This window comes from Pseudonocardia sp. DxW, from assembly GCF_058448985.1.
Genome location: NZ_JBZFLK010000022.1, coordinates 52,143 through 73,318, shown reverse-complemented (window position 1 = coordinate 73,318; position 21,176 = coordinate 52,143). Strand labels below are relative to the sequence as shown.

The window sequence follows — 21,176 nt, the reverse complement described above, 5'->3', positions numbered from 1 at the left end:
CCTGGCCGACCATGTGATAATGGACCGGCCGGGTGGCCGTTACCATCACCTGTCCCGTGGAGCACGGCGGCTGCAGCGACCGGTCCTGCCAGGCCGAACAGCGCATCCTGGGGTCTGTCGGGGGCAGCTGTCACCCTGTTCATGTGGTGACGGAGGAACAGATCGCCAGGATTCCGGTCGGGAATCTGCGGGTTTCTCACGCGGAGTTCGCCTCGGTGTGGGCGGCCGCCGAACGGCAGAGCAGGGAGCACGCCGAGGAGGGCGGCACCGACTGGTATGCCGGTGCCGTCGCGCTGACCTGTCGGTGGCTCGCCGGCGCCGCGTACGTCCCTCCTCAGGGAGCGGCGGAGGCGGCACGCTCACCGATCACGTTCTCGGCTACCGCGGCCAACGAGGAGCTGATCGAGCGGGAGTTCCAGGCGGCCGAACTACTCGATACTCGTGATCCTCGGTTGGCTGCTGATCGGCCGGGGTGGTGCGAGGGTATTCAGGTGACATTGCGATGGGCATGGCGGCGGCAGGGACCTGCTCCTCTGAATATCCCTGGCGCCGTTGATGGTCACGGCCGGTCCACCCGCTCGTAGTCACCGTCCTCGTGGACGTTGCCGGTGGATTGCTCCGCGACATCGTCGCCGTACCACCGGGCCAACTCGGCGGCCCGCTCTTCCGCTTCGTGCTGGGCATCACCGGCCTGGCGGTAGTTGATCTCGTCGAGCACCCGGCCCGCATACCGGACGTGCTCGGCGGTGTCCTCGGCAGAGGGCACGGCGACGATGTCCTCTCGAGTCTGACGCGGTTGAGCTTGGGCCTGCTCGCGGATGTCGGTCCACCCCGCGTCGCCGGTGGGGTCGACGGTATCGGTCTCCGCGACGTCGTCGTGAATGTCGTCATCGGTGATCTGGCGGTGCCGGTCGTCGGCGGCGACCGCTGCCTGGTGGGCAGCGCGCCACTCGTCGGCGGTGACCCGGTCGTCCGGGTCGTCGTCGGCGTCGCGAGCGCGGAGCTCGGCCTTCGACAGCTCGGCCTGCACGCGAGTGCCGGCCGTGTGGGCGAGCCAGCTCGCTCGGGCGTCGTCGACTTCCTGCATTTGCTCTGCCCGCGTCCGCAGGACCGCCGCCAGCTCGTCGAGCTGGTCGGCCTCGGTGGCAAGCTGTGCCTGCCGTCCGGGGTCGGCGGCGACGTCGGCTTCGGCCCGTCGCAGGACCGCGTCCTGCGTTCGCGCGGCGGCGGCCTGTCGGGTGCCGGCGAGTTCGTTGGCGACGTAGCGGGGTGCTGCGGCGAGTTCGCGTTCGTAGGCACGCACGCGCATCCGGAGCTGACCGGTGGACAGCTCCAGGTGTTCGCGATCGATGTCAGGGCGCCCCAGTTCTCGCCACGCGGCACGGTAGGCGGCGAAGGCTTCGACCTGACCGGGGCTCGGCGCGGCTCCGAGGGCGTCGTCGGAGGTTTCGTGGCCGGTCAGTTCACGGACCGCGGCGACTCTGCCGACCTTGTGCGACCACACGGCGCGGTCGACGGCTTCGGCGGGGACGGGGCCGAACGCGTTCGTCGCCCACGTCGGCGGGTCGGCGGCGGCGGCGTCGCCGAGTTCCCGGGTGCTCTGTTCGGCGGCGCGGGCGAGGCCTGCCAGGTAGTCGTTCCACTCCGGGTTGTCGGTGCGCGGTGTCCAGTCGGCCCAGGTGTCACCGACCGGGTCGAACCGGTGCGCGGCGCGGATTCGGGAGTAGACGACGTTGCTCAGGTTCCGCGACCCGGTGAGCGGCCCCCGCTCGACGGCGTCGGCGAGTACGCGGTCCGGGTCCTGTCCGGCGATCTCGGCGCGGCGCAGGATGCGGGTCAATGCGCCGGTGCCGTCCTCGGCGGCGATGCGGGCGCGCTGCTGGTCGGTGAGCGCGCCGTCAGCGACGAGGCGGTCGAAGCAGCGGGCGGTGCGTTCGGTGGCGGCGAGCTGGGCGGCGTCGGCGAACAGCTCGGCCGCGGTGCGGGCGCCGCCGGCCTGGTCGGCGGACTCGGTCGCGATCGCGAGCGCGGACTTCGGACTGGTGTGGTCGTGTGTGTCGAGGATGCTGGCGAGAACGGCGACGGGATCGCGGTGCAGCTCGTGGCGCCGGGGGCTGCCGTCGGCCGGATCCTCGGGCGCGCTGCGGGTCGCGACGTGGGCGGTGTTGGCGGCGCGGCCGCGGGACATACCGACATACAGCGCGTTCGGGTTCGTCATCTGTGTGATCACCGAATGGGTGGTGTCCACGGTCGCGCCTTGCGCAGTGTGGACGGTCCCGGCGTAGCCGAGCGCGACGTGCTCGGCAACGTAGGACGAGGGCAGCACGAACCGCTCCCCCTCGGCGGTGCCGGTGAGGTCAGTGCTTACCTCGAGCGCGCCGTTGGACCGTAGCCCGGTGACGCGGAAGTCGTCGCGGTTGCGGACCGCGCGCCGGTTGCCCTCGTAGCCGTCGAGGTGCCAGGCGTTGTCCCGGGCCTGGACCAGATCCCCCACACCGGCGTAGGTGCCCTGCATCCCGAGCGGCACCCCGCGTTCCTCAACTCGGCCGAGCCGGACGAGCTCGGCGCGGATCTGGGACGAGACCTGCGCGGCCTGCTCGTTGGTGTCGACCAACAACAGCGAGCGGCAGCCGGCGAGGGTGTCGGCGATCCACGCCCTGGCCGCGGAGTCCTGCGCGGTGTCGCGGGTGCCGGCGTCGAGGATCCGGCCCTGCCGGTGGTAGGCGCGCAGCACGGTCTCGTCCCCGGCGCGCAGCCGCAGAGAGGCCTCGCCTTCCCAGGGCTGGGTGAAGCGGCGGGCGTCGGTGAGCTCGTAGCCCGACCCGGCCGCGGCAAGCAGTTCCATCCCGCCGCCGGCGCCGACAGCAGCGAGCTGGCGGTGATCGCCCACCAACAGCAGCTTCGCCCCAGCACGCTCGGCGTGCTGGTGGATCGCCGACAAGGCAGCGGTATCGGCCATCGCGGACTCATCGACCACGACCAGATCGCCCGCGCGGAGCCGCCAGAGTTCGTCCTCGGGTCGGCGTGGTTCTTCGGCCGCGCCAGTGTGCAGGCTCTGCTGGGTACTGAGCCAGGCGGCGACATTGCGGGCGGTCAGCCCCTCGCCGGTGAGAACGTCGGTGGCGGCCTGACTGGTCGCGAGCCCGAACACCCGACCCGGCCCAAGGTCGTGGCGTAGTGCTGGGTCGGTCCAGGCTTGGGCGAGGGTGCCCACGACATAGGACTTTCCGGTCCCAGCCGGCCCGACGAGCGTCTCAACCCTGGCACCGGAGGCGAGGATCCCGCGCACGGCGGCGGCCTGGTCCGCCCCCAGCTCGATCCCGCCCGCGCGCAGGCGGTCGAGGAACCGGTCGGCAGCTTGCGGGCTCAGCGCGGCGCCGTCGCGTCCGTCGATGGCGGCGAGCAGGATCCGCTCGGAGCGGACCTGATCCGGGGTGGAGTAGACCCGACCACCGGGAGCGATGTAGGCGGACTCGCCGTTGGCCAGCCTCAGCCCGGCCGGCAGCAGCTCGGTCGCGGGGCGCTCGGACTCGATCGCGACGGCATGCTCCAGTGCACGGTCGGTGAGCTGGTCCAGCAGCTCGGTGATCTGGTCACCGTCCGGGGCGCCGAGGTAGTCCGGCAGCGCCGCGTTGATCGCGCGGGTCAGGTCCGATCGGGTCCAGCCGGACTTGCGGGCTTTCACGTCCTCCAGCGCTATCTCGATCACCGCCTGCGGGCTGAACGCCATCGGCTCCACCCCGTCACGGCGCGCGGCCAGCGCGGTGTCGGCGATCTGTCCGAGACCGCCGGCGATGTCGGCACGCAACCGGACGTTGACCCGGTCGAGCATCTGCTCGCGGGTCTCCCCGTCGTGCGACTTCGCCGCCCGGGTGGCGAGGGTGGCCTGCTGAGCGAGCCGGTCGCGCTCGACCCCGTTCGGGGCGCGGCCGTACCGGGTCTCGAACGCCTCGATCAACTCGGCCTGCTTCGCGGTCACCGCGTGCCGCCGGGTGGAGATCAGCGACATCGCCTCGGCAGAGACCCCGACCACCTCGCGCGACTTCCCGTCCGGCCGCGTCGCGACCAGCGTGCCGATCGCGTGGGCGAGCCGCTCCTCGGTGGTGCGCTCACCGACCGCACCGGCGCCGGCGCGCCAACGGTGGATCGCCCGCGAGTCCAGAGTCCGCCACACCCCGTCCGGGCCCAGGATCCGGTTGAGGATCGCGTTGTGGATGTGCAGCTGCGGGTCCCGGTCGCGGGAGTCGTGCTGGAAGAACGACCCCACCGTGAACGCGTGCGCATCCGCCCACCGCCCCGCGTTACCGCCGTGGTGCCCGACCCGGACGTAACCGGCCTTGTCCTGCAAGTACGCGAGGGCGGCGTTGTTCCCGGCCCAGATCGCATCCTCCACCCCGGTGCGGAACTCACCCCACGCCGCCGCGGACGCCTCGTCGCCGACCTTACGGGCAGCGGCCTCGCGGGCCTCGAACGCGGTGTGCAACAGCGTCACCGACTTCTGCACACTGAACGTGGCATCCAGGAACGCGACGTTGTGCCGGGCCGCCTTCCCCGCCTCCGTCCGGAGCTCAGCACGGCGTTCAGCCGAAGCGTCCGGCTCCCGTTCCAGAGCGGACGCATACAAGTCGTCCTCGGACACGTACTTGCGACCGGTGTGTCCGAGGGTGGACACCTCGTCCCACCGGGACGGGTCACCGAACCCGTCCTCGCGGGGATCGAGGAAGCGTTCGTAGAGACCACGCATGTCCTGAGCATCGACCACGCCGATCAGGCCAAGTTGCTCGGCGCCGGCACCCCACCAGCGCCCCGACGGCTCACCTTCGGAGACCGCGCCGGTGTAGTAGTTCTCCCGCCCGGTCGCGACCTCCTTCAACAGGTAGTCCGGGCTGTAACCGGTCGCGATCCTCAGCACCCCGCCCACCCTGACACGATCATGAAACGAGCGCCGTCAAGATCGGCATCGCGGGTCCTGCCGCGTGGCCGGCCGGAGGCCGGCCCGCACCGTCGGATCGTGATGCCTCGGTGTGGTCGCCTTGATCTTGATCTGTTGTTGGGCCGTTCGGGGTAGTCGCGCTCGGATCTGGTGTTGTGCTCGGTCGCGTCGCTCGCGCTGACGGTCTCGGATCGATTTGGGGTGCTGGGGCTCATCGGTGGGTCCTGGTCTCGGGGTCGTCGGTGACGAGGTGCAGCCCGGTCGGGGCCGGCTGCGGGGTCTCGCGGAGCTGTTTGAGGGCCTCGGCGGCAGTGCCACGGCCGACATCGGCGAGGGTCTGGAGTTCGCGCACGGTCGGGAGCGCGCCGTGGAGGAACCGGTGGCGTTGCGCGGCGTCCCGGGCGCGATCGCGGGCCGGCGCGTCGGCTGCCGACGGGATCTCGGTGTCGGTGGGGCCGGACGGTCGGGATTCGGCGGACACGGGTCCGACCGCGTCCGGCCGATCGGACACTGGGGGTTGCGGCGGTGGGATCACCGGGCCGTCGAGCACCTCGCGCGGCTGGTGTCCGGTGTCCAACTTGATCGGGGTGTCCGGTGCTGTCCGGTCGTCCGGCCGGACAGCACCGACCGTTCGGACAGGGCCCGGCTTGGGGGTGTCGTGCTCGATCTCGGTGTGGTCGGCGGCGAGCAGGTAGAGCAGGTGCGCGACGACCGCGGCAGCCACCGCGGGCCACGCCCCGACGCCGAAGCGCAGCGCCGGACTCACCGTCAGGCCGCCGCCGAGCGCGACGGCGTCGGAAGCGAGGTAGGCCGCCTGGGCCAAGCCCGACAGGCCGGCGGAGACCACGACCACGGCCCACGCGTAGCGGGCCGCTGAACCGTGCAGGCGGGCTGTGGCGGCGTAGGCGACCAATGCGAGACCATCGGTGATCAGCGGATAGATCCACGCGATCCCGGCCGGGACGCGGGCGGCGACAGCGACCTCGAACAACCCGTGCGCGGTCGCGACCGCCGCACCGACCGCAACGGCCAGACCGGGTAGCCACACCACGGCCCGCGACCAGCGCCCCGGGCCGCCCCGCTCCGGGGCGCGATCGGCGCTCATCACGGGTCCGCCCGCCCATCGTCGTAGCGGTCGCTGTCGTTGTCGTCGGGATCGTGCCCATGGCCCTCGCCCTGGTCGCCGAGGACGCCGCGGCCGGACGTGGAGTCGCCACGATCTCGGCCCCAAGGATCGTGGTCCCACCGGTCATGTTCCAGGTCCGCGGCGATGCCGATGAGTACCTGCCGGGCCTGCTCCAGCGGGTCGGGCACCACCACACGACTCGCGGGATCGGCCTCCGCGGCTCCGCCGGGGTGGTGAGCATCGGTCTCGGGGACCGGGTCTTCGTGTGGCGGTCCAGCGTCGTCGAGGTCGGTGGCGCTGTCGGCGCGATCGTCGGTGTCGAGCAGGTCGTGCCCGGCTGCGTCGTAGTCGGTGTCGCGGCGGCGGTCTTCGAGCACGTCGTCGACGATCATGGTCAGGGAGTCGTTCTCGTCGAACCACCGCCCCCAGTCGTCGCTGTCCTCGGCGTCGGCGACGACCGCGTCCACGACCGCGGAGAACTCGACCAGGTCGGGGTCACCGACCCGCTGCGCGTCCTGCCATAGCGGCCAGTTCGCCAGCGGTGCCGACCAATCCGGCGCGACCGCCGTAGCATCGGTCTCCCAGGGCGGAATCGAATCGTCGTCCGTGCCGATGCCACCGCCGCCTGACCCGCTGCCGTCCGAACCCCTGTAGTTCGAGTCGCTGTCGCCTGTGGCGCGGGCGTCGGCGGCGCTGGCGTGCTCGGTGCCGTCGGAGACTGCGTCGGACCTGGACAGTGACCGGGGTTCGCGGTTCCACGACGCCGGCGTGTGGGCGGCGCACCGATAGGTGGCGAGTGCGTCAGCGGCCATCTGCTGGGCCCGGGCCGCCACCGCGGCCCGGCCGCTCTGCTCGGCGCGGTCAGCGCGGCGGCCGGTCACCGCGTTACGGAACTGGGCACGAGCCGTCTGGGACAAAGAGTCCAGTTCGGCGGAGCGGTCGAGGAGCACCTCGGCCTTCGCCGACCCGAGCCGGTGCGGGACCTGCCGGAGCGCGCGCAGGTCTGCCTCCCGCGCCCGCGCCACCGCGACCAGCGCGCGCACCGCGTCGGCGAGCCCGCGCAGATAGCCCACCCGATCCCGGTCGTTGCGGGGGTTCATCCGAGACCACCCCCGGACGCCTCTGGGACGCTGGCCGGTTCGGGCGGGGGCTGATCGCGACCGACGGCCCACCAGTCGACGATCCGCGCAGTGTGCCCGAGGCCGGGGACCTCGGCCGGCGCGCAGAGAACATTGGACCAGCCGGGGCGGGTCTGGTGGCGCTCGATCGAACACGACCCGACCGACTTCCGCAGCCGCGCCACGACGCCGGGGCGCTGGCGGTCATGCCAGTCCCCCGCCGCCCCGACCGACGCCGTGGCGCCCTGATACGCCGCGCACCAGGCGTGCATCAGCCACAGCAACTCCTCGACGACGTCCGGGTGCCACAACCAGCACTCCGGCAACACCTGCGCTCCGTCCGGGTAGCGCAGGAACACCGCCGTCAACCACGCGCTCAGCTCCTCGACCAAGGTCCGGAGCTCATCGGGATCGGACGGGGCGAGTAGCCACGACGGCGCCGGCTCCGAGCGGCGCCGCGCGGTGACCGCGGCCAACGCATCGGTCAGCTTCGCCACCAACCCGGCGATCTCCTCCACCCGCCCCGGCAACCCCTCGGTCGTTTCCGCCAGGGTCTCGACCCGGCGGCGCACCAGATCCAATTCGCGCGCCAGACCCGGGAGCACATCGCCCGACCGGTCACCGTCGGGCGCGGGCGGGACCCTCGGCCCGGTCATCGCACCTCCCCTGCTTCGTCGTCGAGCACCCGGCGCCCGACCTCCCGCGACCCCGACCCGGTCGTCGCGGCTGTGTCCTCGATCAGAAGGTCGCCGTGGACGTTGTCGATCCGGTCCTCAACCGATGCCAGATCGGTTGCCCCGCTCCTGCGGTACGGGGCATGGACGATCGCCGCGAACCTCCGGTCCCCCGCCTGTGGATCGATGTGGTCGTCGACGTGGGCCAGCGCGTCGAGGTGGGACTGGTGAGCGGCGTCGTAACCGCCGGCGAACCAACCGTCCGAATCGTCGCGATCGATCTGCGCGCGCAGCCGGCGCCGCGACTCGTCGTAGTCACGCTGCTCGCGGAACTGGTCCCCGATCAGATCCAGCAGCCGTTCGCGGTCGGCCTCATATCGGGCGATCTCGTCCTCGGTCGCCGCACCCCGTGTCGCAAGCAGGTCCTGCAGTCGCTGTTGCAGGTCCGCGACGTCGGACTCGTGCACGCGTGGGCGGCGGCTCATCGTTCCGCTCCCTGCTCATCGTCGGTAGCGGCCGGGAGGGCGCGCGCCGGGGCTTGGTCGTGGATGGCGGCCAGCTCGCGGAAGATCGCATTCGCGTCCCGCCACCGCTCGAACCGCTCCCGAAACCGGTCGGGCCACCGCTTCGCGAGCACGGCGAGCACGACTTGGGCGAGGTCGTCGCGCCACCTCCGCAGCTCCGCCCACCGAAACGCCCGCGCCGCACGCACATCGACCCGCCGCGCGCACCGCTCGAAGCCGCGCACATCCCGGCGCCGCCTCGCCATCCGCGCCCGGCCAATCACCGGAGCGATCCCGCGCCGGATCACCACCACCCGCCCCGCAGGCAGGTTCGCGATCTGCGCCGGCGCCAGCACCGGCACCTTCCGCACCGTGCGGGAGGCGACCCGCCCGTGCAGGTCGGTCGTGACGACCCGCTCGTCCCGCTCCCCGGCCAGGGTCGACCAGAACTCCAGATCGGCCTTATCCCGGGTGCCGCCGAAGACCATCACCGCGGCGGTGTTGTTCAGGATCGTCGCCGCCTTGTGCTCGCCCCACCGCGCCAGCAGCTGGGCGCGGGACTGGAACGCGCACAGGATCGTCACACCCCGACCACCCATGTCCGCCGTCCAGGACTCCAGCGGGACCGGGCTGATCAGGGCGGCCTCGTCGAGGAACAACCCCAGCGGCGGGTCCAGCCGGCCCGCGGGCTGGCCGGCGGCGAGGCGGCGGGCCTCGCGGGCGATGTGCCCGGTCAACGCACACACCAGCGGCGCGGTCTGCGCCTCCTCCGCGCCCAGCAGGAACACCGTCGCCCGCCCGTCGAGCAGCCGCGCGACGTCGAACCCGTCACCGGGCTCGGCGGCCTCGGCTGCGGCCGGATGGGACAGCCACCCCAGCGCCGGCATCACGCTCGAGGTGATCGACGAGCGGGTGCGCTCGTTGGTGGTCAGGAACTGCATCGCGTCCTGCTCGAACGCCGCCACCCCCGAACGCCGCAACAGCGCCGGGACCTCGCGGCCGGCTGTGTCTGGCTCGGCCACCCAGCCGAGCACGTCGGCCATCCGCTTGTGCCCGAGGGCGGCGGCGTGCAGCAGCGCGGCCAGGACGCGGCGGGCCTGACCGTCCCAGAACTCGCGGTCTCCGCTCGTGCCGGAGGCGACCGCGGCGAGCATGTCGGTGGCCCGCTCGGTCGCCGTCACCGCATCGCTGCAGCCGGTCAGCGGGTCGAACGTGATCGTCGACGCCCGACCGCCGAGGCCCGCGGGGTTGAACACGAACACCGGGCCCCGGTCCCGCTGTCGCAGCGGCGCACACAACTCGAGCAGGTCCGTGCGGGTCGAGGTCACCAACGCCGCACCCGGGGCGTCGAGCACCCGGCCTGCGAGCCAGCCCGTCTTCCCGGTCCGCGGGCCACCGACGACGATCACCACGTCCTCGACCAGCGCCCAGACTCGCTGCGCCCCGACCCGGCACAGCTCGACCGCCCCCGCGGTCGTCGCGACGCGCAGTCGCCCCCAGCGACCCAGCGCGGCCAGCGACGGGCGCACCGTGGCCCGCCGACGACGCACCGCCACCGTGCCCGCATGACGGGCGATATCCAGACCGGAGGCAACACCGGCCTTCCGCCGCGTCCGCGACGCCCACCGCGACACCGTGGCCGACGACCGCGACCAGCGATGCCACACGAGCACCCCGGCCAAACCGAGGACCGCGACCAGCGCGGGCCAGGACAAGGCCGTCACAATCGTCGCCGCAGGAAGCACTGCGACCGCCGCGAGGCCGGTGGCCAGGGCACGGGCCCCGCGAGCGAGCGCCAGCACGGCACCGCCAGCGAACAACACCAGCACGAGGCTCGTGGAGCTGAACAGAACACCCATCAGTCGGCCCGTCCCGTCTGCTCGCGCCATGCCGCGATCTCGGTGACGCGACGGGCACACGTTTCGGTATGTCCGCGTTCGTTGTCGTCCAGGTGCGCTCCGGACGGGCCGAGATCGGTCACCCGCTGCTCGCAGGCGCCACAGGTCCAGCGCAGATCGGTCTGGGTGTGCGAGTCGACGCGGCCGGTGACCTCGTCGAACGCGCGCTCCCCGACCGGCGGGAGAATCTCGTCCTCACGGATGCCGAGCACGGTGGCGATCTCGTCCCACGACTGTCCCGCGGCGCGGGCCTCGCGGGTGTAGTCGACGACCGCCGCCTCTGCCGCATTGCGAGTCAGGTGCGCGGCGCGGATTCCGGCCGACGGATCGTCCACAGTTGGCCGGGTCAGACTCGTCCCGGCTATCGGTACCCACACCTCGACCGCGCCGAAGGCGGCCACGGCCAAGCGGTTGATCTGCCGGCGTACCTGCCAAGCCATGCGCTCGCGCACCGTCGGTTCCCCGAACAGGCTCATCGCGCACCCCCGGCCGAGGCCTCAGCGGCCAGAGTGACGGCCCAGCGGTCAACCGTTCGCCGCGACACCCCGCACTCGATCGCGACCTGTGCCCGGTCACCGCCGACCGCCAGCGCGGCCCGCCCCTCCTCCCGAACCGGCGACGCCCGATGTGGCCTGGTCGCCGACACACCGCGCCCGACTCCACGTCGCCGCGGTGCCCGAGTGGCGCGGCGACGTTCGGCGCGCTCGGCCTCGCTCAAGCCGCCCGCGATCCCGAACGGCAGCACCTCCATCGCCCACGCCAGGCACTCCGCTCGCACCGGGCAGCCTGTACAGATCCACTTGGCCGCAGCCTCCGCCCGGGCCAGTTCTGCCCCCTCGGTGGCGGTCGGAAAGAACGCCTCCGGCTCGCTGCCGCGGCAGGCGGCCCGCGACCGCCAGTCCCGGTACTCGCCCCGGGCGTCGTCACGTCCTACGGTTGTCATCTCTCCTGCCTTCTGCTGATGTGCGGGCAGAGCGGTCCGGCGACTGTGTCCCGCCAAGAACCCGTCGCCGGGCCGATCCACCACCTCGGTCTGTGTCCAGCGCGTGCTCACTGATTCCTCCGGCGCTCCGGCCTCCGTGCGGGTGCTTCGAACAGGCCCGGTAGCGCGTCCTCTCGCTCGCGCTCGACGTGTCGATCCACCTCGGAGTCCCGCCGCGTGCGGGCTCCCGGCACCCGCCCGACAAGGTGGACCAGCCACCCCGGTAACGGGCGCCGTTCCAGCAGGCACAGGGCCACCACCCGCGACGGGCACTCCCTCCGCGTCGAGGTCACCGCCCACTGGCACGTCGGGCACCGGCCCACGACTGGGCAGTCGTGGTCGACCAACACCTGCAACAGGTCTGTCCGCCCCGCCGCCCGCAGCAGCCGCCGGTCGACCTCGTTCGCGTTCACCGCCGGCCCCGGCACCTGCCGCCGGTGCTCGGGGTGCCCGGTCACCGTGACCACCGGGCCTCGTCGAGCGACGCCCTGGCACCGGCCTCGGTCAACTTGTAGCGCAACCCATCCACCTCGACCGGCTCCCCGATCCGGCCGTACTCGTCCGGGCAGAGCACCGATCCGTCCGGATGGGAGAACTCGGGGGCCCGCCCGGCGGGAGCCGGCCAACCTGACGGCGGTCGATCCACCACCGGGTCCCAGCAGCCTGGGCACACGAGCTCAGCCAGGTCGATCTGACCGTCGCTCGGCTCGAGGTCCGAGTCGTACTCGGTAATCGTGTCCACACTGACCTCCCGCTCGGTTGATGTGGGCCGGTCGGCCCGGCCCCGGGTGGCGGCGCCTGCCCCGCCACCGCGCCGTGAGGCGCGCACGGCCTCGGAGGTTCGCCGTCCAGTGCCGGCCGCGGGCCAGTCGCGCAGCGACGCGCAGCGCCCTTGACGGGGAGAAAGGCTGTGCTGAACTCGGGCCAGACGGCCCTTCGTCCCTCCGATGGCGGGGCCATCCGTGCTCTCGGCCTGCCCGGCCCTGAGGGTGGGCTCCTCCGGTTGCTCGCCGGCTGCCGCGCTCATCGGTCACCGCCCCCGTTCTCGGCCACCGCCGGACCGGCGTCGGTGGGTTGCCTGTCGTTCAGGGCCGGTGTCGCGGCCCGGTCGAACGCCGACACGAACGTCGACACCGCGCCGGGAAGGCCGGCGCCTACCGGCGTCGCCAGGAACAGAACGAGCGCAAGCAGCGAGAACACCACCGCACCACCGGCCGATCGCGCCTTCGCGCAGATCACCGCACCGATAATTGTGATCAGCAACAGAACCCCGACGCTGCCCATCACGCACTCCGCCCGGCGCGAGCGTCGCGGCTGTCCGGGTGTGCCATGACCGAGGCCGGATCGGTCTCCCGGGTCCATTCCTCGGCGACCGTACGGCTGATGTACCACCGGTTCCCGATTCGACGGGCCGGCAGGACGTCCGGTATCAGCCGCCGGATCTTCTGGCAGTTCGAGCTGGCGGACCCGCCCTCACCAACAGCACCGAACCAGAGCTCGGCGACTTCCTCGACGGTGAGGAGCAGCGAGCGCTGTCGTGGTAACGAGCTCTCGGGTAGAGATTCGCGATCGTGAATGGACATCTGTTCCCTCCTGTGTCAGGCACCGGTGAAGCGGTGCGACCACAGGAGAACCCCGGAATGCGCGAGGGACCCGGACAAACTGTCCGGGTCCCTCAGCGATCGCGATTGATCATCAAAAGCTAGCTATCGGCGATGACCCGGTCAACGCGAGTGAGAACTGTGTCCCACGGGAGTTTGCGATCTGGTGGAGCTTGGCGAGGCTCGTGCAGTTCCCAGACCTCCGGCCCGTAGATCAAGTGGACACCACCGGCGCGCAACGTGGTGAGGTGCCCTTCCCACGCCGGATGCCGTGCGTGGGCTGCGTTCACACGGGGAAAGACCACGACCGGGGTGGCCGGATTGCCGATGGCCTCACCGACTGTCGTGAGGGCCTGGTTGTCGGCGATCCCGAGGGCGAGCTTGGCGACCGTGTTCGCCGAGGCTGGCGCGACGACGTAGCAGTCGACGGGTGGATGCGGGCTCCGCTCGTCAGGACCTCGCGGTGCGACCCGTACTCGCAGCCCGGTCGCCGTCTCCAGCTCCGCGAGCTCTCCAGAGTCAGATAGCCAGCTGCCTGCTGTGGGTGTCAGAGTGACGGCCACGCGCCAGCCACGTTCTAGGGCCGGGCCGATGAACGAGTCACGAATCGTCTCGACCCCGCCGACGGCGGTGGCAACCAGGCCGATGACCGGCCGGTCGTCGGTCACCGGACCGCCCGGCAGCGCTGGGCGAGACCGAGCAGCCGGGATGACCGCGCACCAGTGGACACCGGGGCGCGGCGGTGCATCGTCTTGACCGCTTCGCGCACAACGGCGCTGTGTCGGACGAGGGCAGGTGCCGTGCGCTCGGCCTCGAGCAGGAGATCCACCGCGTCATCGTCGCGGGCCAGGTAGGAGAGCGCACGCGCGAGGTCGATCAGGTGCGTCACCTGGCGTTCGACCGGAAGGTGAGCGACGTCGACGTTCTCGCCTCGACGCACGACCCATGTCATGTCGCCGAGATCGAGGCCGGCCGAGAGCCGGTGCAGCTCGACGTTCGTCGGCCCGAACCCGGTTTGCCAGTAGTTGCCGTCCTCGCCGAGCCGGGTCGCCGATTGTTCGGCGTGGCCGAGCAGCTCGGTCGCGACAGCCCGGTCCTGGCGACGAGCGGCCGCGACTGCGGTGCGTAGATGCAGCATTCCGAGCAGGCTCAATGCGTTCGGATCTCCCGCGGCGACCTGCGGGCCCAACCAGTGTGCCGCTGTCTCACCGAGGCTCAGGGCGTCGTCGTAGCGGCCGACGGCGAGCAGCGCGTGTGTGGCGGCCCGCGCCGCGGACGCGAGCACGAGGGGGTCGTCGGCCTCGTCGGCCGCCTTCATCGCTCGCTCCGCGGCGATCCACGACAGGTCGGCCTCGCCGACCTTGCTCAGCGTGGTCGCGGCCAGGTGATGGGTGCGGGCGGACATCGCCCACGCTCGCCGGCGGCCTCCGTCGTCGAGATCGGAGGCGGCATCTTCGAGCTGCTGGGCCGCGCGGATGAGCCGTGGGAGCCGCTCGACGACTTCGCCGATCCGTCCGCGTTGGAAGTCGGCCCACAAGAACTCGACGAGTTGCTCAGCGCGAGCGAGGTCGGGCTGCGCCCCATCGCTCGGCGCGGCGAACAGGACCCGAGAGAGCCGGCCGGGCGCCATGAGCGCGTCGCGGATAGCAGGGATGTCGTCGCGTTCCTCGTCCTCTTCCATGAGAACGGGCTGTCCCATGAGGTCGCCGAGCGTGACCCGCAGTGCGCGGGCCAGTTCGGTCAGGAGATCGACACGGCGCATCTGCCGCTCGCCACGCTCGATCTTGCTCAACCAGTCGGTGCTCCGGCCGACGAGGCCGGCGAGCTGGCTCTGCGTGTAACCACGACGCTGCCGATAGAACGCGATCCGCTCCCCGACCTGCATCTCGTCACCCGCTCCGCGCATCACTTCAGGCTACCGCGCTCCGGCGCCCCGAATCGGACTATCGAACAGCCGACCTGGTGACATCAGGAATCCGCCCACGCCGCGTCCATGACAGCGGCTCCGGCCGGGTGGAGCTCTCCGCGAGCCACGTAGATGTCGGTCAGCGTGCTGATCTTGGCATGACCGGTGAGATCCGCTTTCTGTCGATCGGTGAGAATGCCCGAGTCGTGCCAGATCGTCGCCGCCGTCTTACGGAACGTGTGACTGGTGACCGGCCAATCCATTCCGGCGGCTTTACGGGCATCCCGAATATAGGTAGCCATGTTGTTGGGGTCCTTCCACCCCAGTCCACCGTCCACGGACGCCGCAGGGAACACCGGTACCTCCGGACCGTGGTTCTCTCGACAGCTCAACATTGCCACCACGAACTGCGGGAGTGGAACGATACGAAGTGACGTTTCCGTCTTGCCATCGTGTCGCTGCAGCCCCTTCCCGCGATGACGGACGATGTTGCCCGTGATCGCGACGATCGGGACGGCACGCATCGTGTCGCCTTCGACCACGGGCACACCTTCGAGGTCGACGTCGCACCAACGCACCCCGAGCGCCTCGCCGATCCGGACTCCGGTTCCGATCATGAACCTCACGATGTCCGGCAGGTCTCGCCGGCGGGCCTTCTCCTGCCTTCGTGCCTCGTCGGGGTCCTCCGACGTACCGGTCATCCAGTCGAGGAACCGGCGCCGCTCGGCCGTGGTGAGAGCTCGCGGCTTCCGGGACCCCTTCTCAATGGGATCGAGATGGCGAATCGGGTTGTCGGGGATCGCCTCGTGCTGCGCGGCCATGCGCAGAATCAGCGAGACGATGGTGCGCACCGTCTTGCGGGACTCGGCGCTGTGCCGCGGCGACAGCGATGCGAAGAATCCGTCGAACCGAGACACGGTGCACTCGTAGAGCCGCCACTGCCCGATCGATGGAAGGATCACCGACCGCAACCGCTGCCGGTACAGATCAGCGGTCGTCACAGCGCGGGCGCCGTCGGCGACCTGCGCGTCAAGCTTCACCAGCCACAGCTCGGCCGCACGCTCGAACGTGTGCTCCGGCCGCAACGGCGCGACAGCGACGCTGCGAGTTCGAGTGCGGATCTCGTCCTGGATGGCCCGTGACGCCCCCGCCTTCGTCGAGCCGGCACGCTCGATCCAGCGGGTGACACCGTCGAAGTCCCGAAATCTGCAGCGCGCGACGTAGCTCCCGCCCCGAGAGCCCGCACGCTGCTTGATCCATATCTCGCCGTGGGTTCCCATCGGCAGCGGTGGTCGCGCCATCCGTAACCGTCCGTCGCGCGTGCCCACAGATAGTTTCCGTGGGGTTTCCGTGTGGTTGGATCACTCTACGGCGTCGCCTGCGTCGACAGCAAGGCTATGAACTGGGAGTTTGTGCGGCGGGCCGGGCTCGAACCGGCAACCTGACGGGTTATGAGTCCGCTGCTCTGACCAGTTGAGCTACCGCCGCGGTGTGCGCCGGAGGTTACCGGAGGAGGGTCTCCCCTCCCCCGGTAACCACGCCTAGTCCACCGACGACGACTTCGGCCCGGCGCCTCCTGTGTTCGCCCCCCCGTCGGACGCCCCGGTCGCGGTGGTCGCCTCCTCCGGGGAGTCGCCGACGGCAGCGCCGCTGACGGTCTCCCGGGACGGTGCGTCCTCCTCGGCCGGCTGCTCACGCAGGTGGCCGGAGACGACGACGGTGCGCGGCGGCACCTCCCGGCGGAACCCGACGAGCAGGGCGACGAGCATGCCGCAGACCATGATGAAGATCGGCAGTCCGATCACGGTGATGACCTCCTGCAGGGCCTCGATCGCGGTGTCGCCCCCGAGCAGCAGCAGGACGGCCGCCAGCCCGCCGAGCGAGAGCACCCAGAAGAGCCGCTGGCGCAACGGGCTCGGCTCACCACTCCCGGAGCACAGCATGTCGACCACGAGCGCCGCCGAGTCCGCCGACGTCACCAGGAACAGCACGACCACGACGACGGCGATCGCGGAGATCAGCCCGGCCAGCGGGATCTGCTCGAAGAAGGCGAACATCGCGAGTGAGGCGCCGCTCTCGGCAACAGCCGTGGAGATCGGGCCGCCGTCGCCGCCGATACCGTCGGAGGCCATCGCCGACCACCCGAAGATCACGAACCAGACGACCGTGAACGCAGCCGGGGCGAGCAGGACGCCACCGACGAACTCGCGCACCGTGCGGCCGCGCGAGATGCGGGCGAGGAAGACCCCCATGAACGGAGCCCAGGTGACGGTCCACGCCCAGTAGAAGACCGTCCAGCTCGCCTGCCAGCCCCAGCCGTCCGGGTCCGTGTAGGCAGCGAGCGAGTCGTTCCAGAACGACAGCGGCAGGATGTTGCTGGCGTAGATGCCGACGCTCTCGACGAGCTGACGGAGCAGGAAGACCGTCTGCCCACCGAAGAACAGAACGAACAGCATCAGCCCGACGGCCAGACCGATGTTCAGGTTGGACACTCGCTTGATGCCCTTGTCCAGGCCGGCCGCCACCGACAGCGTCGCGATCAGCGCGACGAGGGCCACGATGCCCACCCGCAGGCCGGTCGAGTCGGCGATCCCGGTCAGGGAGCTGAGCCCGGCACTGATCTGCGACGTCCCGAGTCCCAGCGAGACCGCCAGCCCGAACAGTGTGCCGAGCACCGACGCGACGTCGATGGTGCGACCGATCGGGCCGTGGATCCGCTCGCCGAGCAGCGGGTAGAAGACCGAGGACACCCGCAGCGGCAGCTTGTAGCGGTAGATGAAGAACCCGAAGGCCAGCCCGGGCAGGGTGAAGATGGCCCAGGTGTGGAGGCTCAGGTGGTAGAGCGAGAACGCCATCGCGTCCTCGGCCGCCTGCGCGCTGAACGGGGCGACGCCCCCGAAGGGCGGATCGCTGAAGTGCGAGATCGGCTCTGCGACCCCCCAGAACATGAGGACGGTGCCGATCCCGCCGGCGAACAGCATCGCGAACCACGAGACGTTCGAGTACTCGGGCCGGTCGTCCTCGGCGCCCAGCTTGAAGTTCCCGTACCGCGACAACGCCGCCCAGGCGAGGAAGATCAACCAGGCCGTCACACCGAGTACGAAGAACCAGCCGAGGTTCGTCGTGATCCACTCCCGGCCGACGGTGAACACCGCACCGATCGGTCCGGGGAATATCAGCAGTAGGGCCAGGAGGAACAGCATCAACCCAGCCGACCAGAAGAAGATCTGCGGATTGGTCCGCAACCCCAGCTTGTTCGCGAGTTCCTGCACTCGGCTTCTCCTCCCCCATCCCGACGCCGCACCGCGATCACAGACGTGGGTCGCCGGGAGCGGCACGCAGCACGGCGTCGGCGCAGTCGCGCCAGGATGTCCGATATGGGTGGACGTGTCCACCCGCCCGGGTTCCGCGCAACGCCCCGGCGGCACCTCCGGGAGCCGCTGACCTGCGCCCATCTCAGCTCCGCAACGGTCCGCTCAGGGGGATCACCCGTCCGGTGCCGCGACTCGACACCTACCCTCTGCGGATGCGGCTCGGCTACCTCACCCACGTCACCGGGGACGACCCGGCGCGGGCCTACCGCGAGACCGTCGAACTGGCCGTGCGCGCCGAGGAGCTGGGCTACGACTCGTTCTGGGTCGCCCAGCACCACGACGGCCATCTCGGCGGACGCCTGCCGTCCCCGCTGGTGCTCCTCGCGGCGGTCGCCGAGCGGACCCGGCTGATCCGGCTCGGCACCGCCACCGTCGTCCTGCCGCTGGAGGAGCCGCGCCGGCTGGCCGAGGACGCGACCGTCCTCGACGCGCTGGCCGGCGGCCGGCTGGAGTTCGGCATCGGCGCCGGGGCCGATCCCGCCGCGTCGCACCGGTTCGGCCGCCGGCACGACGACCGGCGCACCGCCACACTCGCCTCGCTCGACATCCTGCTCGAACTGCTGCCGGCCGAGCTGGCCGAGCAGCGGATGTGGTGGGCCACGTCGTCCTCGGTGGACGCCGCCGCGGACCGCGGCCTCGGGGTGATCTCCGGGAAGCCCGCCGGGCCCGGGTCGGACGTCGTCCCCGATCTCGCCCGGTACTGGACCTACGCCCGCGGCCTCGCCCGGGTGGCGCTGTCCCGGCCGCTCCCCGCCGGGCACTCGCCGGGCCGGATCATCGACGACCTGCTCGCCGACCCGGCCCTGCGGTGGGCCGGGGAGCTGATCGTGCAGGCACAGCCGTCGACGGTGTCCGCCGACGTGCACCGGGAGACCATGCAGCGCTTCGCCCGGTACGTGCGGCCCTTCCTCGGGGTGGCCGGGCCGGCCCATCCGGCACCGGTGCCGCAGGCCCCCGAGCCGGACGAGGAGATCGCGCCGCTGCTGCGGCCGCGGCCGGTGGTGCGGTCGCACCGGTAACCGGACGGATCGGCGGCCACCCACTGCACGCCCGACCCGACGGCGACGTACGGTGACCCCGAGCGGACCGCCGGGCACCGGATCCTTCCGTCGCTGCCTCCACACCCGCACGCCGATGACGCGTGTCCTGTGGAGGTCTCCCCGTGGCCCTGGTGCGCCACAGTGCAGCCACCCTCCGCGCCAAGGCCGATGCAGGTGAGCTGGACGATCTGCTCGTGAGGCAGGCGCGGATCGTGTTCGACAGCGCCGTCGGGGCGGGCGAGGTCCGAGCCTGGCGGGAGAGCCTGCCTGCGCTGCTCGCCGACGTCCACGACGCCGGGCTCGATCACGTCGAGGTCCTGCTCGAGCACAAGCTGCCCTTCTCCCCGAAGCGGGTGGACGCCGTGCTCTGTGGCAACAGCCCGTCCACGGGGCGCCCGAGCTATGTCGTCGTCGAGCTCAAGCAGTGGACGAACGCGGTCCAGCGCGAGGACGGACTCGTCGACCTCCCGCAGTACGGCGAGCCGGTGCTGCACCCGGTCGCCCAGGTGAAGGGCTACTGCGACTATCTCGTGGACTTCGTCCCGACCCTCGCGCCCGAGCACAGCGATGTCCACGGCATCGCCTACCTGCACAACGCCTCGGCGGCCGGCTGGACGCTCGACAGGTTCGAGGTCGACGCGCACGGCCGGCTGTTCCGGGGCGACCAGCGAGGCGGGCTCGTGCGGGAGCTCCGCCGCCTGCTCGATCCCGATCCCGGCTCCGCCGACGCGGCCCGGCTCGCGGCCGACCACCTCCTCGATGCCGCCCCGCGTCCGTCGAAGCCGCTGCTGGCGGTGGCCGCCGACGAGGTCCGCAGGCGGGAACAGTTCGTGCTCGTCGACGAGCAGCAGGTGGCCTACACGCTGGTCGAGCATGCGGTGGACCGGGCGCACCGGCACAACACGAAGACGGCCGTGATCGTCCTCGGCGGCCCGGGCTCCGGGAAGAGCGTGCTGGCGCTCAGCCTGCTCGGCGAACTGTCCCGCAAGGGCCGAGAGGTCATGCACGCCACCGGGTCCAGCGCCTTCACCCAGACCCTCCGCAAGATCGTCGTCGGCTCCCGGTCCCAGCGTTCGCAGAAGGTCTTCCAGTACTTCAACAGCTTCGTCGGCGTCGAACCCAACACCCTCGACGTCGTGATCTGCGACGAGGCACACCGGATCCGGGAGACCAGCGTCAACCGCTTCACGAAGGCGGACAAGCGTGCCCGGGCCCGGCCCCAGGTCGACGAGCTGATCAACGTCGCCCGGGTGCCGGTGTTCCTGCTCGACGAACACCAGGTGGTGCGTCCCGGCGAGATGGGCACCGAGGCCGAGATCCGCGCGGCCGCCGAGCGGGCCGGGTGCCGGGTGGAGGTCGTCCGGCTCGCCGGCCAGTACCGGTGCGGCGGGTCCGAGTTCTACGAGCAGTGGGTGCTGCGGCTCCTCGGGCTCGACCCGCGACCGCCGATCCGCTGGTCCGATCTCGTCGGGTCGGCGCCGGACGAGACCTACCGGGTCGCGGCCCTGCCCTCCCCCACGGCGCTGGAGGGCTGGCTCCTCGCGCGGACCGACGGGACGTCGACGAGCGCGCGGCTGGCCGCCGGATACTGCTGGCGCTGGAGCGACCCGGTGACCGGGGACGGCGGCCGCCGGCTCGTCGACGACGTCGTCGTCGGCGACTGGTCGCGGCCGTGGAACGCGAAACCCGAGAAGGCCGTGCCGGGCGCACCGCCGTCGCACTTCTGGGCGAGCGATCCGCGCGGTTTCGGCCAGGTCGGATGCATCTACACCGCGCAGGGCTTCGAGTACGACTGGTCCGGCGTGATCATGGGACCGGACCTGGTCCGGCGGGACGACCGGTGGGTGGCGGACCGGTCACGCTCCTTCGACGGGCCGGTGAAGAAGGCGGGCGACGAGTTCGCCGCGCTGGTCCGCAACACCTACAAGGTGCTGCTGACCCGGGGCATGCGGGGCACCGGTGTCTTCTCCACCGATCCCGAGACCCAGGCGTTCCTCGAGGACGTGTGCCGCTGAGCGCCG

18 protein-coding genes and 1 tRNA gene are annotated in these 21,176 nt (G+C 71.4%); 3 read left to right on the top strand and 16 right to left on the bottom strand.

Annotation, left to right across the window (positions count from 1 at the left end; translation table 11 throughout):
• The first annotated feature begins 32 nt into the window (after positions 1–32).
• Entirely contained in the window at positions 33–584 is a 552-nt protein-coding gene (locus tag ACVJO7_RS27580) for a hypothetical protein (protein WP_491675300.1), read from the top strand.
• On the opposite strand, the gene mobF is transcribed toward ACVJO7_RS27580, so the two are convergent.
• The 16 genes from mobF to ACVJO7_RS27500 form a co-directional block, all read right to left on the bottom strand.
• Positions 560–4,912: a MobF family relaxase gene (gene mobF, locus ACVJO7_RS27575; protein WP_491675299.1), complete on the bottom strand. Its 4,353-nt coding sequence runs from the start codon at positions 4,910–4,912 to the stop codon at positions 560–562. The genes ACVJO7_RS27580 and mobF overlap by 25 nt on opposite strands.
• Before the next feature lie 232 nt (positions 4,913–5,144).
• A complete protein-coding gene (locus ACVJO7_RS27570) occupies positions 5,145–6,038 on the bottom strand; it encodes a hypothetical protein (protein ID WP_491675298.1) in 894 nt (297 codons plus the stop codon).
• Entirely contained in the window at positions 6,038–7,159 is a 1,122-nt protein-coding gene (locus ACVJO7_RS27565; protein WP_491675297.1) for a hypothetical protein, read from the bottom strand. Before ACVJO7_RS27565 ends, ACVJO7_RS27570 begins: the two co-directional genes overlap by 1 nt.
• Complete coding sequence (locus ACVJO7_RS27560; protein WP_491675296.1) at positions 7,156–7,833, bottom strand: hypothetical protein; 678 nt, start codon at positions 7,831–7,833, stop codon at positions 7,156–7,158. The genes ACVJO7_RS27565 and ACVJO7_RS27560 overlap by 4 nt, the downstream gene beginning before the upstream one ends.
• Positions 7,830–8,318: a hypothetical protein gene (locus tag ACVJO7_RS27555; RefSeq protein ID WP_491675295.1), complete on the bottom strand. Its 489-nt coding sequence runs from the start codon at positions 8,316–8,318 to the stop codon at positions 7,830–7,832. Before ACVJO7_RS27555 ends, ACVJO7_RS27560 begins: the two co-directional genes overlap by 4 nt.
• A 14-nt stretch (positions 8,319–8,332) precedes the next feature.
• A complete protein-coding gene (locus ACVJO7_RS27550; protein WP_491675294.1) occupies positions 8,333–9,910 on the bottom strand; it encodes a type IV secretory system conjugative DNA transfer family protein in 1,578 nt (525 codons plus the stop codon).
• A 302-nt stretch (positions 9,911–10,212) separates the two neighbouring features.
• A complete protein-coding gene (locus ACVJO7_RS27545; RefSeq protein ID WP_491675293.1) occupies positions 10,213–10,728 on the bottom strand; it encodes a hypothetical protein in 516 nt (171 codons plus the stop codon).
• Positions 10,725–11,195 (bottom strand): WhiB family transcriptional regulator, encoded by a 471-nt coding sequence (locus tag ACVJO7_RS27540; RefSeq protein WP_491675330.1) that lies wholly within the window; start codon positions 11,193–11,195, stop codon positions 10,725–10,727. Before ACVJO7_RS27540 ends, ACVJO7_RS27545 begins: the two co-directional genes overlap by 4 nt.
• Positions 11,196–11,688: 493 nt before the next feature.
• Positions 11,689–12,261 (bottom strand): hypothetical protein, encoded by a 573-nt coding sequence (locus ACVJO7_RS27535; RefSeq protein WP_491675292.1) that lies wholly within the window; start codon positions 12,259–12,261, stop codon positions 11,689–11,691.
• Positions 12,258–12,518 carry a hypothetical protein gene (locus ACVJO7_RS27530; protein WP_491675291.1) on the bottom strand — a complete coding sequence of 87 codons (261 nt, stop codon included), beginning with the start codon at positions 12,516–12,518 and terminating at the stop codon, positions 12,258–12,260. Before ACVJO7_RS27530 ends, ACVJO7_RS27535 begins: the two co-directional genes overlap by 4 nt.
• Positions 12,518–12,817, bottom strand: a complete 300-nt coding sequence (locus ACVJO7_RS27525) for a hypothetical protein (protein WP_491675290.1) — start codon at positions 12,815–12,817, stop codon at positions 12,518–12,520. Before ACVJO7_RS27525 ends, ACVJO7_RS27530 begins: the two co-directional genes overlap by 1 nt.
• A 119-nt stretch (positions 12,818–12,936) precedes the next feature.
• On the bottom strand, positions 12,937–13,503 hold the full coding sequence (locus tag ACVJO7_RS27520; RefSeq protein WP_491675289.1) for a flavoprotein: 567 nt from the start codon (positions 13,501–13,503) through the stop codon (positions 12,937–12,939).
• The gene (locus ACVJO7_RS27515) at positions 13,500–14,741 is read right to left on the bottom strand and encodes a helix-turn-helix domain-containing protein (RefSeq protein WP_491675288.1); all 1,242 of its coding nucleotides are present in this window, start codon (positions 14,739–14,741) and stop codon (positions 13,500–13,502) included. The genes ACVJO7_RS27520 and ACVJO7_RS27515 overlap by 4 nt, the downstream gene beginning before the upstream one ends.
• A gap of 62 nt (positions 14,742–14,803) precedes the next feature.
• Complete coding sequence (locus ACVJO7_RS27510) at positions 14,804–16,069, bottom strand: tyrosine-type recombinase/integrase (protein WP_491675287.1); 1,266 nt, start codon at positions 16,067–16,069, stop codon at positions 14,804–14,806.
• A gap of 85 nt (positions 16,070–16,154) precedes the next feature.
• Positions 16,155–16,229, bottom strand: a tRNA-Ile gene (locus tag ACVJO7_RS27505).
• Between the two features lie 53 nt (positions 16,230–16,282).
• The gene (locus ACVJO7_RS27500; protein ID WP_491675286.1) at positions 16,283–18,013 is read right to left on the bottom strand and encodes a BCCT family transporter; all 1,731 of its coding nucleotides are present in this window, start codon (positions 18,011–18,013) and stop codon (positions 16,283–16,285) included.
• A 254-nt stretch (positions 18,014–18,267) separates the two neighbouring features.
• Between ACVJO7_RS27500 and ACVJO7_RS27495 the strand changes: the two genes are divergently transcribed.
• Complete coding sequence (locus ACVJO7_RS27495) at positions 18,268–19,134, top strand: LLM class flavin-dependent oxidoreductase (protein WP_491675285.1); 867 nt, start codon at positions 18,268–18,270, stop codon at positions 19,132–19,134.
• A gap of 143 nt (positions 19,135–19,277) precedes the next feature.
• Positions 19,278–21,170: a DNA/RNA helicase domain-containing protein gene (locus ACVJO7_RS27490; protein WP_491675284.1), complete on the top strand. Its 1,893-nt coding sequence runs from the start codon at positions 19,278–19,280 to the stop codon at positions 21,168–21,170.
• Positions 21,171–21,176 lie beyond the last annotated feature (6 nt).

Coding starts and splice junctions, on each gene's coding strand:
- ACVJO7_RS27515 (WP_491675288.1), bottom strand. CDS start 14,741: ATGCGCGGAGCGGGTGACGAGATGCAGGTCGGGGAGCGGATCGCGTTC.
- ACVJO7_RS27560 (WP_491675296.1), bottom strand. CDS start 7,833: ATGACCGGGCCGAGGGTCCCGCCCGCGCCCGACGGTGACCGGTCGGGC.
- ACVJO7_RS27525 (WP_491675290.1), bottom strand. CDS start 12,817: ATGTCCATTCACGATCGCGAATCTCTACCCGAGAGCTCGTTACCACGA.
- ACVJO7_RS27565 (WP_491675297.1), bottom strand. CDS start 7,159: ATGAACCCCCGCAACGACCGGGATCGGGTGGGCTATCTGCGCGGGCTC.
- ACVJO7_RS27530 (WP_491675291.1), bottom strand. CDS start 12,518: ATGGGCAGCGTCGGGGTTCTGTTGCTGATCACAATTATCGGTGCGGTG.
- ACVJO7_RS27545 (WP_491675293.1), bottom strand. CDS start 10,728: ATGAGCCTGTTCGGGGAACCGACGGTGCGCGAGCGCATGGCTTGGCAG.
- ACVJO7_RS27495 (WP_491675285.1), top strand. CDS start 18,268: ATGCGGCTCGGCTACCTCACCCACGTCACCGGGGACGACCCGGCGCGG.
- ACVJO7_RS27540 (WP_491675330.1), bottom strand. CDS start 11,195: ATGACAACCGTAGGACGTGACGACGCCCGGGGCGAGTACCGGGACTGG.
- ACVJO7_RS27535 (WP_491675292.1), bottom strand. CDS start 12,261: ATGAGCGCGGCAGCCGGCGAGCAACCGGAGGAGCCCACCCTCAGGGCC.
- ACVJO7_RS27570 (WP_491675298.1), bottom strand. CDS start 6,038: ATGAGCGCCGATCGCGCCCCGGAGCGGGGCGGCCCGGGGCGCTGGTCG.